Genomic DNA, 14,173 nt, shown 5'->3' with positions numbered 1-14,173 from the left:
AAGCGTTCTCCCCTTGTCATCGTGTCTTGCTGTTGTCTGTTCAGTGGATCGGACCGGCGCCGGCGCTGAGGCGCCCGCCGCCGCGTCCGTGGACCGCGCCCTGGATCTCCGCGGCGATGGCCAGCGCGATCTCCTCGGGTGTCTCGGAGCCGATGTCGAGGCCCGCCGGCGCGCTCAGCGGCGTCAGCGAGTCGCAGATTTCATGGCGCATCTTCTCGGCGCGGTTGCGCGAGCCGACGGCTCCCAGGTAGAGCAGCGGCTGGCGGCGCAGCACGCGCAGGTATTCCAGGTCGCGCTCGAGGTTGTGCGTCATCACCACCACGGCGGTGCGCAGGTCGAAGCGCAGGTGGCGTTCCAGCTGCTCCGCGCCGCTGCGCAGCAGGCTGGCGCCGGCTGGCAGCGGCGGCTGCGTGTCGTCGCGGTGATCGACCAGCTGCACGCTCCAGCCCAGGCCGCGCGCCAGTCCGGCCAGGGCGAGGGTGGTGCTGCCGATGCCGACCAGCAGCAGGCGCAGCGGCGCCTGCAGGCGTTCCACCAGCACCTGCACGCGGCTTTCGCCGATGCGGACCTCGTCCAGGCGCGTGCCGGAGCCGGCGGCGCCCGAGAGTCCCTGCGACAGCACGGCGTCGGCGCCGCGCGGGTCCTCGAGCTCGTCCAGCACCAGGCTGCGGTTCCACAGCAGGCGGCGCGGCCGGGGCATGCAGCGGCCCTGGCTGGCGAAGACGGTCATCAGCGTGGCGTCGCTGCGCGTTTCCAGGCACTGCGCGGCGGCATCGGCGAAGCGCAGGTCCTGCGGGCCCTCGAGCGGTTCCAGGAGGACTTCCATCTCGCCGCCGCAGCCCAGTTCCAGCAGGGCGTCGTAGCCATGCTCGCGGTCGTAGCGCAGCAGGCGCGCCTGGCCGGCACCGATGACCTCGCGTGCGCGCTCCACGATGTCGGCCTCGGGGCAGCCGGCGGAGAGGCCGCGCACGACGCGGCCGTCGCCGTGGACCAGCATGCGCGTGCCCGGGCGCCGGAACACCGGCCCCCGGGTGCGCACCAGCGTCGCCAGCGCCGCGCCGCCGGCGAAGCCGCTGTCCTTGAGCTGGTCCAGGCCGGCCTTGAGGTCGGCGAATTCGTGAGGCGTCATGACCCCGCTTCGCGGATTGATGTCAGTTAGTTGACATTAAATATGCGGATGCCGGATTAGTCAACAGGCCTGTTGATCAGCCGTGCCGGCGTCCCATCGGCCGTCCCTCGATCAGTTCCAGCAGCCGTGGCGGCGTCAGCGGGAATTCCAGCTTCAGTTCCCCGAAGGGCGCCAGCGCATCGGCGATGGCGTTGACCAGGGTCGGGGGGCCGACGATGCAGCCGCCTTCGCCGACGCCGCGGAAGCCGCCCTCGGTCTGCGAGGGCGCGGAGGCGCCGTGCAGGTATTCGAAGACCGGCACGTCGAAGATCGTCGGCAGCATGTAGTCCTTGTACGTCACGGCGGTGGGATTGCCGCGGGCGTCGTAGCTGACTTCCTCGAACAGCACCTGGCCGATGGCCTGGGCGAGGCCGCCGGCCACCTGGCCTTCGACCACCGCCGGATTGATCATGTTGCCGACGTCCTCGCTGGAGACCCAGCGCAGGATCCTGACGAAGCCGGTGTCCACGTCCACCTCGACGACGCAGGCATGCGCGGCGCTGGTCAGGGTCAGCGCGGGAGGGCAGTAGCGGTACTGCGTCTCCAGGCCGGCCTCCATGCCTTCCGGCAGGCGCTCGGGTTCGGCATAGGCGACGTCGGCGATGTCGCGCAGGCTGTAGACCTGCTCCCTGGCGCCCAGGATGTGGACCCTGCCGCCGCGGATGAACACGTCCTCCGGCCTGGCCTCGAAGACATGCGCCGCGATGGCGCGGATCTTGTCGGCCATCAGGTCCGCGGCGCGGATGCAGGCGCCGCCGCCGGCCACGGCCTGGCGGCTGCCGTAGGCCCCGGAGCCGTAGCCGCCGCGGGAGCTGTCGTCCTCGTAGACGGTGACGTCCTCGAAGGGCACGCCCAGGCGTTCGGCGATGACCTGCGCCATCGTGGTCTGGGTGCCGTGGCCCTGCGAATGCGTGGACACCACGGCGCTGACCTTGCCGGTGGGCTCGATGCGGATATGGCAGGACTCGCTGATCAGCACGATGACGCCGGCGGTGCCCGCCGTGGGCTCGATGTAGGTGGCGAAGCCCAGGCCCAGGTAGCGGCCCTGCTTGCGGGCCTCGGCCTGCTCGATGCGGAAGGCGGCGACGTCGACCTTCTTCAGCAGCTCCTCCAGGCACTCCGCCGGGCTGATGTCCTCCAGCGCCAGGCCCATGGGCGTCATCGTCGGCTGGTCGGCGCGGGTGATCAGGGTCTTGCGGCGCAGCTCGATCGGGTCGATCTTCAGCTTGCGCGCGGCGCGGTCCAGCAGCACCTCGCGCGCCAGCGATTCCAGGGCCCAGGGGCCGCGGTAGGCGCCCAGGCCCACGGTGTTGCTGAACCAGCCCTTGGCGGAGAAGTTGAAGGCCTGCAGCTTGTGCGCGGCCCACAGGAACATCATCACCGCGATGTTGCTGTCGGCACCGTGCGGGTAGGCGCCGTTGTTGATGCCGTAGTCGGCATGGGAGGCGATCAGGTTGCCTTCCAGGTCGAAGGCGACGCGCAGCTTCATGTCCTGTTCGCGTGCCTGGTTGGCGGAGGTGAGGTTCTCCAGCCGGTCCTCGATCCACTTCAGCGGGCGGCCCAGGATCAGGGCGGCGGCCACCACCGCGGTTTCCTCGCGCCAGGGCTGGCCCTTGAGGCCGAAGGAGCCGCCGACGTCCTTGGAGATCACGCGGAAGGTGGTCTGCGGCAGGTCGAAGGCCTGCGAGAACCAGCGCGCCGCCAGCTGCGGACCCTGGCAGGAAAGGTAGACCGTCATCTCGCCGGACCCCTGCGGCGCCGCGACGACGCCGCGCGGCTCCATCGGCGACTGCGAGATGCGCTGGTGCTTCATCTCGATCACTTCGAGGTGCGGCGCGCTGTTGAGCAGTTCCTCCAGGTCCGGATCCAGCTCGTCGGCACCGGTGGCGGCGGCGACGTTGGACTCCGTGCCAGGGTGCACCAGCGGCCCCTGGCGGGCGTCGTCGAGCGTGACGACCGGGGCTTCCTCCTCGTACTCCACCGTGATCAGGCCGGCGGCGTCCTCGGCGATGTAGCGGTCCTGCGCGATCACCATGGCGACCGGGTCGCCGACATAGCAGACGCGGTCCACGGCCAGCAGCGGCACCGGCACCACCGGCGGTGCCAGGAAGAAGCTCAGCATGTTGGGCTGGTAGCGCTCCAGGTCCTGGGCGGTGAGCACCGCGAACACCCCGGGCAACTCTCGCGCCGCCGAGGTGTCGATGGACCTGATCAGGCCGCGGGCCACGGGGCTGCGGTGGAAGGCCACCTGCAGCATGCCGGGCAGGCTGACGTCGTCGGTGTAGACGCCGCGGCCGGTGAGCAGGCGCAGGTCCTCGGAGCGGGCCTGGCGCTTGCCGATGTAGCGGTCGGTGCGGGTTTCCGGCTGGTTCATCCGTGATCCTCCACCGGCGCCAGCGTTTCGCCGGCCAGCCGCAGTGCCGCGCGGCGGATGCCCTGGTAGCCGGTGCAGCGGCAGATGTGGCCGGACATGGCGTTGATCAGCGTCTCGGAACTGGGCTTCTGCTCGCCCTGGGTCAGGGCGGCCAGCGTCATGACCACGCCGGGCGTGCAGAAGCCGCATTGCAGGCCGTGCTCCTCGCGCAGCGTCTGCTGCACGGGATGCAGCGCGCCGTCGCCGCTGGAGAGGCCTTCCACCGTGGTGACGCTGCAGCCGTCGGCCTGCACCGCGAGCATCAGGCAGGAGCGTACGGCGAGTCCGTCGACCATGACGGTACAGGCGCCGCAGACGCCGTGTTCGCAGCCGACATGCACGCCGGTGTAGCCGGCATCGCCGCGCAGGAAGTCGCAGAGCGTCAGGCGCCCTTCGACGCTGGCATCGTGGGCGCGGCCGTTGATGTCGAGATGGATCTGGTGCTTGCTCACGCCTTGGCCTCCAGCGTTTCGCGCAGGGCGCGGGCGAACATGCGGCGGCCGACGGTGCGGCGGTATTCCGAAGTCGCGTGGTGATCGTCGAAGGGCGCTGTGTCGGCGACGGCGAGTTCCGCGATGGCCGCGTGATCGAGCTGGTCGAGGGACTGCCCGAGCAGCGCGGCCTCCGCCTGGCGTGCCTTGATCGGCGTGGGGCCCATGCCGAACCAGGCCAGGCCCGCCCTGCTCACCTTGCCGTCCTGCACGGTGATGGCGCCGGTGAGGCCCACCAGGGCGAAGTCGCCGGGGCGCTGCGCCAGCTCCCTGAACATCCAGCGCGTGCCCGTGGGCCACTCCGGCACATGGATGTCGGTCACCAGTTCGTCGAATTCCAGCGCGGTGGCGTAGGGGCCGAGGTACAGCTCCTCGGCGGCGATGCGGCGCTTGCCGCGCTTTGCCGAGCGCACCTCCACCGAGGCGCCGAGCGCGACGGCGGTGGCGGGCAGTTCCGCCGCCGGCTCGCCCAGGGCGATGGAGCCGCCGATGGTGCCGCGGTTGCGCGTCTGGTGATGGCCGACGTGCTTCACCGCGGTGACCAGCAGCGGCTGGGCGCTGCCCAGCGTGGCGTCGGCGATGGCCTCGTTCTGGCGCGTGATGGGGCCGATGCGCGTGCTGCCGGCCGAGCGCGAGATGCCCTTGAGGGCGGCGATGCGGTTGATGTCCACCAGCAGGAAGGGCTGGCTCATGCGCAGCGCCAGCAGCGGCATCAGCGTCTGGCCCCCGGCGAGGATGGTGGCGCCGCCGCCGGCCTCGGCGAGCAGGCCGCAGGCCTCCTCGATCGTGCTCGGCGCGTAGTAGTCGAACGGTGCCGGTTTCACCGACGGTCCTCGAGAAGCTTCGCCAGCAGGGCGGCGTCCAGGGTGACCACGGGTGCCGCGGCGCGGCGGCCGAACTCGAAGCCGGCGGCGGCGACGATCACGGTGAGCAGGCCGATCGACAGGCCCATCCAGGCCGGGTCGCCGCTGCCGCCCTGGCCGATGAGATAGCCGACGAAACCGGAGACCGCCAGGGCGAGGATCCAGGCCATCGGCAGGCCGCCGGAGGCGGGTGCGGAGTGGGCGGTTGCGCGGGCGACGCTGCGTGAGGGGCCCGCGCCGGCTTCCGCGGGTGCGGCGGCCGCTTCGGCGTCGCCGCTGACGATCTTGCCGAACTGGGCGAAGAAGCGGGCGGCGAGCTGCTTGGCCGTGGCATCCATGATCGGGCCGCCGAGCTGCGCCAGGCGCCCGCCGATCTGGGCATCCATCTCGTAGGCCAGCAGCGTGCCGCCGTCGGCCTCGCTGAGCTTCACCTTGGCGATGTTCCTGACGAAGCCCACCGTGCCGCCCTGGGCCTCGATGGTCAGGGTGTAGCTGTTGAGCGGGTCGATATCCGACAGCGTGACGGTGCCGGTGAAGCGCGCGCCGATGGGGCCGATCTTGATCTCGGCGATGGCGCGCATGCGGTCCTCGGCTTCCTTCTCCACCATCTGGCAACCAGGGATGCTGCGCCGCAGGACCTCGGGGTCGTAGAGGCCGTCCCAGACCTGTTGCCGGGTCGCGGGAATCCGCTGTTGTCCTGTCATGTGCATGGCTGGTGTCTCTTGGGCTCGGCTGTGCGGGGAGGCGACGACGAGGCGATGCTGCGGCGCCGCAAATATGCGTCAGGGTTCTGCCGCCATTCTGTCCCAAAACCGCCGGAGCCGCCTTGCCGCGGCGAGCCGTCGCGTTGCCGTGTGCTGAAGTCAGATTTGACCTCCGCGGCATTTTTCGTTGTTGCGAATCCGGTTGCGGCCCTAGGCTTTCCATTCGCATCCGCGAGCGTAGGGACGGCCGGCAAGCCGGTGCTTGACCCCTCCTTTAATTGGTGTCAATGTTCTGACATTAATTAGAGCGCAGGAGCTCTTCATGGACAGCAGCAGCCAGGCCGGGGCGGTCTACTTCGACCCCTACCAGCCCGAGATTTCCACCGATCCCTATCCGGTCTTCCGCCGCCTGCGCGAGGAAGCGCCGCTCTACTACAACCAGGAGCACGACTTCTATGCGGTGAGCCGCTTCGAGGATGTGGAGCGCGGCCTGCAGGACCGCGAGACCTTCATCTCCGGCAAGGGTGCGATCCTGGAGATCATCAAGGCCGAAGCGGAATTCCCGCCGGGCGTGCTGATCTTCACCGACCCGCCGGTGCACACCATGTACCGCCAGCTGCTGCAGCGGATGTTCACGCCCAAGCGCATGCTCTCGCTGGAGTCCAAGGTGCGCGAGGCCTGCGTGCGCTCGCTCGATCCGCTGGTGGGCAGCGGCCGCTTCGACATCATCGAGCAGTTCGGCGGGCAGATGCCGATGCACATCATCGGCTCCCTGCTGGGCATCCCCGAGCAGGATCATCAGAAGGTGCGCGAGCGCGTCGACTCGGTGATGCGCACCGAGGTCGGACAGAAGATGGATGCCGGTGATACGGCCTACATCGGCGAGGGTTTCGAGGACTACATCGAGTGGCGCGCGAAGAATCCCGCGGACGACGTGATGACGGAGCTGCTCACCACCGAGTTCAAGGACGAGACCGGCACCATGCGCAAGCTCGACCGCGACGAGGTGCTGACCCTGGTCAACGTCCTCGCCGGCGCCGGCAACGAGACCACCAACCGCTTCATCGGCTGGATGGCCAAGGTGCTGGCGGAGCATCCCGAGCAGCGCCGCCAGATCGCCGAGAACCGCGCGCTGATACCGGCGGCGGTGGAGGAGATCCTGCGCTTCGAGCCGCCGGCGCCGCACATGTCGCGCTACGTCGCGCGCGACGTGGTGGTGCACGGCCAGACCGTGCCCAAGGGCAGCGCGATGATGTTCCTGGTGGGCGCGGCCAACCGCGACGAGCGCCGCTTCGAGAACGGCGAGACCTTCAACATCCACCGCCCGGCGCGTTCGCACCTGAGCTTCGGCTACGGCATCCACACCTGTGTCGGTGCCGTGCTGGCGCGACTGGAAGGCCGCACCGCGCTGGACGAGTTCCTGAAGCGCTTCCCGGAATGGGACGTGGACCTGGAGACAGCCGTGCTGTCGCCGACCTCGACCGTGCGCGGTTGGGAGACACTGCCGGTGGTGGTGCGTTGACAGGGCCTCGCCGGGAAAATCCGTTCGTGCTGAAGTCCCGGGCCTGTCGAGGATCGAAGTGCGGGCGGATCTCCCTTGCCGCCGCCCGGCCCATTGCCGTCCACCCTTCGACAAGCCCGGGGCGAACGGCAATTCTTCAGGGCTGCGCTACGGCCGCTTGCCGTCCTTGATCGCCTGCTCCACCAGCCCGATCACCCAGGTGATCGCCCGGGTCGCGCGCCCGGCGTCGAGCTGCCAGGCCGTTCCCAGGCGCTCGAAGTAGGTCGGCGTCCAGAACAGGTCCAGCATCGCCGCCGCCATCTCCTGCTCCGCTTCGCTCCAGCCCTTGCTGGAGCGCGCGACGGCGGACAGCAGCATGCGCCGCCGCTGCACGTCCAGGGCCGCAAGGCCCGGGTCCACGCCTTCCTGTGAAGAAGGAGGGAAGGACGACAGGTAGCGGTAGAGGTGCGCCGTGAGCCCGGCGAAGTCGCGCAGCTCCAGGTGCTCCAGCGGCATGCCCGATTCCTGCACCAGGCGCTGCAGGATCGCGTCGCGCAGCGCGCGCTCGGTGGCGAAGTAGCGGTGCACCGTGCGCTCGCTGATGCCGGCGCGCTGGCCCACCGCCTTGAAGGTCATTTCGCGCCAGTCCCAGGCCGGCAGGTGGTGCGCGATCTCCGCACCGGCCGCGAGGATGCGCTCGCGGGTCTCGGCCGTCTGCTGGCGGCGCAGCGGGCTGTCGTACTGCCGTTTCGGAGCGGCCGGCTCGGCGGCTTTCTTCTTCTTCTGGACCTTGGCGGGCGGCCTCATCGGGGCAGGTACTCGGCGATGGGGAAACAGTGAATCCGGCGGTACCGGCCTGCGGGTTCGCAGGCCCCGCCGGGGCACGCGCCATGTTACAGCAAGAAATCCGGGCCACTGCGCCAGGGGGCAGGGAAGTCCCGCTCCATCCGGCATCGCTCAGGCGGCGGCGCGCTTGGCGACCAGGGCCTCGTAGCTGAGGAACTTGGTGGTGGACCAGCCGCCGTCCAGGGCGATGGTCTGTCCGTTGATGTAGCTGCCTTCCTGCGAGGCGAGGAAGTAGACCGTGTTGGCCACGTCCTCGACCGTGCCGTCGCGGTTGAACGGCGTCATTTCCTGGTTGGTGCGCTGGAAGCCTTCCGTGTCCCAGAAGTCCCGGGTCATGTCGGTCTTGATGACGCCGGGCGCCACGATGTTGGCGCGGATGCCCTCGGCGCCGTACTGCACGGCCAGCGCCTGGGTCATGCCGATCAACCCGGCCTTCACTGCGCAGTAGATGCCGCCGTTGAGGCCGCCGACCACGCCGTAGACCGAGCCGACGCCCAGGATCGAGGAGCCGGGCTTCATCACGTGCAGCGCCTCGCGGGCGAAGCGGAAGGGCGCCTTGAGGCTGGTATCGATGACCTCGTTCATCATCGTGTCGTCGGTCTCGCGGTGTGGCGCCCAGCGGCCCGAGCCGGCGTTGTTGACCAGGCAGTCGAGACGGCCGAAGGCCTTCATCGCCAATGCCACGGCCTGCTTCGGCGCGTCGGGCGAGGTCACGTCGGTGGCCAGGGTCTGCACGCCCGTGATCTTGGAGAGTTCCGCCGCCAGGGCGGCGAGCTTCTCCGGGCGCCGCGCAACGGCGACGATGTTCCAGCCTGCGGCCGCGAAGCGGCGGGCGATGGCCTCGCCGATGCCGGCGCTGGCGCCGGTGATCAGCACGACGGGTTTCCGGGTCGTCATGTCGTCCTCACATTGCTTTTTTCTGGTGTGTGCCGCAGCCCGCGGGGAGCCGGCGGCTCGCCGCATCTTATCGGCAGGACCGGGAACGGCAGCGGCCCACTGCGACCGCAGGCATGACGGCCATCATGGACAGACCATCGTGGAAAGCGCTTGCCGAAAACGGAGTTCCGTCAGGGCGCCAGGCCCCGGGTACGCATGCCGTCGGCAGGGAGCCCGTGCCGGGAACGGATTGGGGAAATCCTGAAAAAGTCCGCTCGTGCCGGCCCGGGCCTGTCGAAGGATCGAAGCCAGGGGCGGATTTTCTCCGCCGCCGGTCAACGAGTTGCCGTCCGCCCTAGTGCAGTTCCAGGTTCTTGCGGAAGCGCTGCGGCGTGGCGCCGGTCCAGCGCTTGAACGCGCGGCCGAAGCTCGACTGCTCGGCGTAGCCCAGCATCGACGCGACGTCGTCGAGCGACATCTCGCCGCTCTCCAGGTAGGTCTTGGCCATCTCGATGCGCTGCTTCTCCAGGATGTCGGAGAAGCGCAGGCCGGCCTCGCAGAGGTTGGCTTGCAGGGTACGTACCGAGGTGCCGAATTTCTTGGCGCAGTGCTCGATCGAGCAGTGCCCGGTGGACAGGGCGCCGCGCACGTAGTCCTCCACCCGCTCCACCACGCTGGTGCGGGAGGCCGAGCGCACGCGACCCAGGTAGCCGCCCAGCAGGCGGAACAGCAGGCGGTTGGCGCTGCTGACCGGCTGGTTCAGCATCGCGGTGGGGAAGCCGATGGCGTTGCCGGAGGAGCGGCGGAAGCTGCAGCCGAAGCGGTTGCTGATCTCGGGCAGGTCCCGGGCTCGGCTGTCGACCGCCAGGCTGACGTAGCTGGGCTCGAAGGAGCGGCCGCCCACCTGGCGCAGCAGCTTCAGGATCAGCAGCGTGCCCTTGTACTCGGCCTGGTTGTTCTGGCCCAGGTCGGTCTGCGTGTGCCAGCGCAGTTCCGAGGTTTCCCTTCCCTCGGCCAGTTCCAGCACCGCCACCGGCGAGTGCACCACGGGGATGAAATTGATGAAGCTCTCCACGGCCTCGCGGAAGGTCGAGGCGGAACGGCACAGCGAGGCCACCGAGCCGAACACGTCGGGGTCCTGGAACTGCGCCATGCGTAGGCCGAAGAGGGGATCGTTGAAGGAGACGCTGCAGTACTCGAGCATGTCGACCAGCGACTTGGTCTCGATGTAGGCGTCGGGGTCGCGCAGCGAGCGCGGGTCGATGTGGTAGCGCTCCAGGATCGGGCGCGGATCCATGCCCAGGCCCCTGACCAGTTCGCCGAAGCCCGTCAGGTTGGCGGCGCGCATCTGGCTGGCCATCGGCATCGAATCCAATGGGCCTTCCAGGCTGAAAAAGTGTCCGTCATTCATCGGCGCGTCTCCTCCGCGGCGGTTGCTGCGCCTTGGCATGCGGTGTGCCCGGCGTGTGCTGCCTGAGAAGTTAATAATCAACAATGGTGGTGGATATGCGCAAGTGAAATATTTCCTTGGCAATGAGGGGGATGCGCGGGCGGGGCTGTGCGGAGCCTGCTGCCGGAGGCAAGACGGCCTGCGGCGGAGGACTGGACCGGGCGCGGAGGAGCCTCCGGCCCAGGCAAGTGTGGCGTCGCGGCGGGCGGGGCGTATGCCACCCTGGCGCCTTTACATTTGCATTCCGGCGTAGATAATCAACAACGTTGATTAAACTATCGAGGGCCGGCGCGCGGGCGGGGGCTTGCCCCGATGCCAGCAGCGTATCGGTCCGCCGGCCCCCGGGGGATCGTCCGAAGGGAGCAGAGCCACATGAATCTGACGGGCAAGACCGTCGTCGTCACCGGCGCGCTGGGCGTCCTGGGACGCCAGGTTGCCGAAGCTGCCGCGGCGGCCGGGGCAACGGTGGTCGCGGTGGACCGCGTCGACGGCGCGCCGCCGCGCGGGGCCCAGTCCTGGCCGGCACTGGATCTCGGCGATGCCGGGGCGGTCCAGCGGGCCTTCGCCGCGATCGCGGGACAACATGGCGGAATCGACGGCCTGGTGAACATTGCCGGGGGCTTCCGCTGGGAGACCGTGGCCGAGGGTTCCATCGATACCTGGGACCAGCTCTACCAGATCAACCTGCGCACGGCGGTCAATGCCTGCCGTGGCGCGCTGCCCGGGCTGCGCGAGGGAGGCCGCATCGTGAACATCGGCGCAGCCGGCGCTGCCAAGGCCGGGCTGGGCATGGGGGCCTACGCCGCTTCCAAGGCCGGCGTCGCCCGCTTCACCGAGGCGCTGGCCGAGGAACTGAAGGACCGCGCGATCACGGTCAATGCCCTGCTGCCCAGCATCATCGATACCCCGGCCAACCGGGCGGACATGCCCCAGGCCGACCCTTCGCGCTGGGTGCGTCCGCAGGAACTGGCTGACGTCATCCTGTTCCTGCTGGGGCCAGGCTCGTCGGCGGTGACCGGTGCCCTGATCCCGGTGACCGGGCGGGTATAGGGCTACCGTTCCAGACTGAAGCGCCAGCGGCTCGGGACATTGCATGCCCAGTCCGTTTGCGTATGATGGTGAGCAACACTGTTGATCTAATAGACGGGGCGCCATCCATGGCGGGCGCAGACCATCCCCGGAACGTGCGGGCACCGGAAAGGTGCGCCAGGAGGAGGGCTGATGAGGCAGGTGGCAGGCGTCGACCTGAGGCATGACCGGTATCCGGCCGCGGGCAGGGTGCCGCGCGGCTGCGCCGGGAGTTGCCGGTAATGGCCACCACGATCATCGTCGGAGCCGGCCAGGCGGGCGGCGACCTCGCCACGGCCCTGCGCCAGACGGGCTACACCGGGCGCATCGTCCTGATCGGTGACGAGGCCGCCGTTCCCTATCGTCGCCCACCGCTGTCCAAGGCATTCCTCTCCGGCGAGATCGGCGAGGAAGCGCTCTACATCAAGTCGCGCGAGGCCTACGCCAAGCACGGCATCGAACTGCTGACCGGCGTGCGCGTGGAGTCCATCGACCGCGCGGCGCATACGGTGGCGCTGTCCGACGGCCAGACGCTGGCCTACGACAAGCTGGCGCTCACCACCGGCGGCCATGCGCGCCGGCTGCCGCTGCCGGGTGCCGAAAGGCCCAACGTCCACTACGTGCGCACCATCGAGGACATTGCCCGGCTGCGCGAGCAGTTCAAGGAGGGCAAGCGCCTGGTGATCGTCGGCGGCGGCTACATCGGCCTGGAAGTGGCGGCCGTGGGCATCAAGAAAGGCCTGCAGGTCACCCTGGTGGAGGCGATGCCGCGCCTGCTGGCGCGCGTCACCGGCCCCGAGCTGTCGCAGTACTACGACCAGGTGCATCGCCGCCATGGCGTGGACATCCGCCTCGGTGCCGGCGTGCGCGAGCTGGAGTACAGCGACCAGCGCGTGGAAGCCGTGATCCTGCAGGACGGCAGCCGCGTGCCGGCCGACCTGCTGATCGTCGGCATCGGCCTGATCCCCAACACCGGCCTGGCCGAGAAGGCGGGCTTGGCCGTGGACAACGGCGTCCTCGTCGATGTCTACGCCCAGACCAGCGATCCCGACATCGTTGCCGCCGGCGACTGCACCAACCACGACAACGGCTTCCTCGGTCGCCGCACCCGCCTGGAGTCGGTGCCCAATGCCAGCGAGCAGGCCCGGGTGGCTGCCGCCAGCATCTGCGGGCAGCGCGTGCCCCACGCCAGCGTGCCCTGGTTCTGGTCCGACCAGTACAACCTCAAGCTGCAGATGGTCGGCCTGTCTCAGGGCTACGATCAGGTCATCGTCCGCGGTTCGATGGCGGCCGACAGCTTCGTGGCCTTCTACCTGCAGCAGGGCGTGGTGATCGCGGTGGACTCGGTCAACCGGGCGCCGGATTTCATGGTCGGCAAGAAGATGGTGGCGGCGCGCCTGCGCGCCGATCCCGCCGTGCTGGCCGACGAGTCGGTCATGTTGAAATCGCTGGTGACCTGAGCCATGACCGGCACCCAGGCCAGACGCGATCCGGTGGTGGTGGTGACCGGTGCTTCCCAGGGCATCGGGGCTGCCATCGCCGAGCGTTTCGCCTCGGGCCTGCCGGCCGCCAGGCTGGCGCTGGTGGCTCGCAACGGCCAGCGGCTGGAGCAGGTGGCCCGCGAATGCCGGCGCAGCGGGGCCCAGGCCGAGATCTTTCCTGCGGACCTGACCGATCCCGGAAGGGTGGAGCAGATGGCCCTGGAGGTGCAGCAGCGCTTCGGCGCGGTGGACGTGCTGATCAACAATGCCGGCCGCTGGCGCGGCGGCGCAGTGCAGGATCTGCCGGTGTCGGAGTTCTCGCTGGCGCTGCAGGAAAACCTGGTGAGTGCCTTCGCGGTGACGCGGGCGTTTGTTCCGGCCATGATCGAGCGCCGCCAGGGCGACATCTTCTTCACCTCTTCGACCTCCGGCCTCGAAGGGCTTGCGAACAATGCGGCGTATTGCGCCGCCAAGCATGGCGTGACCGGCCTGGCCAGGGCCCTGCGCGCCGAGTTGTCGGACCGCGGCATCCGCGTCTGCTGTGTCTACCCCGGGGCAACGGATACGCCGACCTGGGAAGGCAGCGATGCGGATGTCAGCCGCTTCATGTCGGCGGCCGACGTGGCCCAGGTTTTTTTCGACGCCTACCAGCTTTCACGCCGTTCGATGGTCGAGGATATCATCCTGAGACCGCCGAAGAGCGCGTGAACGCAGCAGCGTTTCCATCAGTGTCCCCAGTCATCGAACTCTCTGGAATCTGGTGCGGATTCCGAACGTAAAGCGAGGAGACTTGAAGATGTATCGGTTCAGATCAATGAAGTGGAGGGGTGGTCTTGCGGTCCTCGCGAGCCTGTTTGCCGCGGGCGTCTACGCCGCCACGGTGTCCGATGTTTCCAGGAGCGGCGACCAGTGGCTGGTCGCCCAGGCCGATTCGCAGAAGCGCGTGGATGCGCTGGCCGAACAGGGCCGTGACCTGGCCAACGACTACCGCACGACGCTGCGCGAGACCGAAGGCCTGAAGCTGTACCTGCAGCAGCTGCGGGCGCAGCTCAAGAGCCAGGAAGAGGAGATGGCGGTGATCCGCCAGGAATCCTCCGAACTGGAGCGCACCAACATCGAGATCCTGCCGCTGATGCAGCGCATGCTGGGCTCGCTGGAGCAGTTCGTGCAGCTGGACGTCCCGTTCCTGAAGGACGAGCGCGTGGCGCGGGTGGCCAAGCTCAACGAGATGATGCCGCGCGCCGACGTGACCGTCTCGGAGAAATACCGGCGGATCGTCGAGGCCTACCAGATCGAGATGGAATACGGCCGG

13 protein-coding genes are annotated in these 14,173 nt (G+C 69.0%); 5 read left to right on the top strand and 8 right to left on the bottom strand.

The window, feature by feature from the left end:
- Window positions 1-40: 40 nt before the first annotated feature.
- The 5 genes from C3942_RS06455 to C3942_RS06435 form a co-directional block, all read right to left on the bottom strand.
- A complete protein-coding gene (locus C3942_RS06455; protein WP_104229562.1) occupies window positions 41-1,129 on the bottom strand; it encodes an XdhC family protein in 1,089 nt (362 codons plus the stop codon).
- A 76-nt stretch (window positions 1,130-1,205) separates the two neighbouring features.
- Entirely contained in the window at window positions 1,206-3,542 is a 2,337-nt protein-coding gene (locus tag C3942_RS06450; RefSeq protein WP_104229561.1) for a xanthine dehydrogenase family protein molybdopterin-binding subunit, read from the bottom strand.
- On the bottom strand, window positions 3,539-4,033 hold the full coding sequence (locus C3942_RS06445; RefSeq protein ID WP_104229560.1) for a (2Fe-2S)-binding protein: 495 nt from the start codon (window positions 4,031-4,033) through the stop codon (window positions 3,539-3,541). The genes C3942_RS06450 and C3942_RS06445 overlap by 4 nt, the downstream gene beginning before the upstream one ends.
- Window positions 4,030-4,896, bottom strand: a complete 867-nt coding sequence (locus C3942_RS06440) for an FAD binding domain-containing protein (protein ID WP_104229559.1) — start codon at window positions 4,894-4,896, stop codon at window positions 4,030-4,032. Before C3942_RS06440 ends, C3942_RS06445 begins: the two co-directional genes overlap by 4 nt.
- A complete protein-coding gene (locus C3942_RS06435) occupies window positions 4,893-5,639 on the bottom strand; it encodes an SRPBCC family protein (RefSeq protein ID WP_207766001.1) in 747 nt (248 codons plus the stop codon). Before C3942_RS06435 ends, C3942_RS06440 begins: the two co-directional genes overlap by 4 nt.
- Window positions 5,640-5,961: 322 nt before the next feature.
- Between C3942_RS06435 and C3942_RS06430 the strand changes: the two genes are divergently transcribed.
- Window positions 5,962-7,161 carry a cytochrome P450 gene (locus tag C3942_RS06430; protein ID WP_104229557.1) on the top strand — a complete coding sequence of 400 codons (1,200 nt, stop codon included), beginning with the start codon at window positions 5,962-5,964 and terminating at the stop codon, window positions 7,159-7,161.
- A 147-nt stretch (window positions 7,162-7,308) separates the two neighbouring features.
- On the opposite strand, the gene C3942_RS06425 is transcribed toward C3942_RS06430, so the two are convergent.
- From C3942_RS06425 to C3942_RS06415, 3 genes are all read right to left on the bottom strand, one after another.
- Window positions 7,309-7,947 carry a TetR/AcrR family transcriptional regulator gene (locus tag C3942_RS06425; protein WP_104229556.1) on the bottom strand — a complete coding sequence of 213 codons (639 nt, stop codon included), beginning with the start codon at window positions 7,945-7,947 and terminating at the stop codon, window positions 7,309-7,311.
- A 150-nt stretch (window positions 7,948-8,097) separates the two neighbouring features.
- Window positions 8,098-8,883 (bottom strand): SDR family NAD(P)-dependent oxidoreductase, encoded by a 786-nt coding sequence (locus C3942_RS06420; protein ID WP_104229555.1) that lies wholly within the window; start codon window positions 8,881-8,883, stop codon window positions 8,098-8,100.
- Between the two features lie 334 nt (window positions 8,884-9,217).
- Window positions 9,218-10,273, bottom strand: a complete 1,056-nt coding sequence (locus C3942_RS06415) for an AraC family transcriptional regulator (RefSeq protein ID WP_104229554.1) — start codon at window positions 10,271-10,273, stop codon at window positions 9,218-9,220.
- Window positions 10,274-10,684: 411 nt separating this feature from the next.
- Between C3942_RS06415 and C3942_RS06410 the strand changes: the two genes are divergently transcribed.
- The 4 genes from C3942_RS06410 to C3942_RS06395 form a co-directional block, all read left to right on the top strand.
- Window positions 10,685-11,362 carry an SDR family oxidoreductase gene (locus C3942_RS06410; RefSeq protein ID WP_104229553.1) on the top strand — a complete coding sequence of 226 codons (678 nt, stop codon included), beginning with the start codon at window positions 10,685-10,687 and terminating at the stop codon, window positions 11,360-11,362.
- A gap of 260 nt (window positions 11,363-11,622) precedes the next feature.
- Window positions 11,623-12,840, top strand: coding sequence for an NAD(P)/FAD-dependent oxidoreductase (locus C3942_RS06405; RefSeq protein ID WP_104229552.1), 1,218 nt, complete (start codon window positions 11,623-11,625; stop codon window positions 12,838-12,840).
- Window positions 12,841-12,843: 3 nt separating this feature from the next.
- A complete protein-coding gene (locus tag C3942_RS06400) occupies window positions 12,844-13,569 on the top strand; it encodes an SDR family oxidoreductase (protein ID WP_104229551.1) in 726 nt (241 codons plus the stop codon).
- 106 nt (window positions 13,570-13,675) lie between these two features.
- Window positions 13,676-14,173 (top strand): DUF3450 domain-containing protein (locus tag C3942_RS06395; RefSeq protein ID WP_165797352.1); only part of this gene is annotated, 498 nt, incomplete at its 3' end.

The sequence above is a fragment of the Solimonas fluminis genome (assembly GCF_002930645.1).
GTDB lineage: Bacteria > Pseudomonadota > Gammaproteobacteria > Nevskiales > Nevskiaceae > Solimonas_A > Solimonas_A fluminis.
The sequence above is the reverse complement of the archived record's forward strand: the minus strand, read 5'-3'. Positions and strand labels throughout refer to the sequence as shown.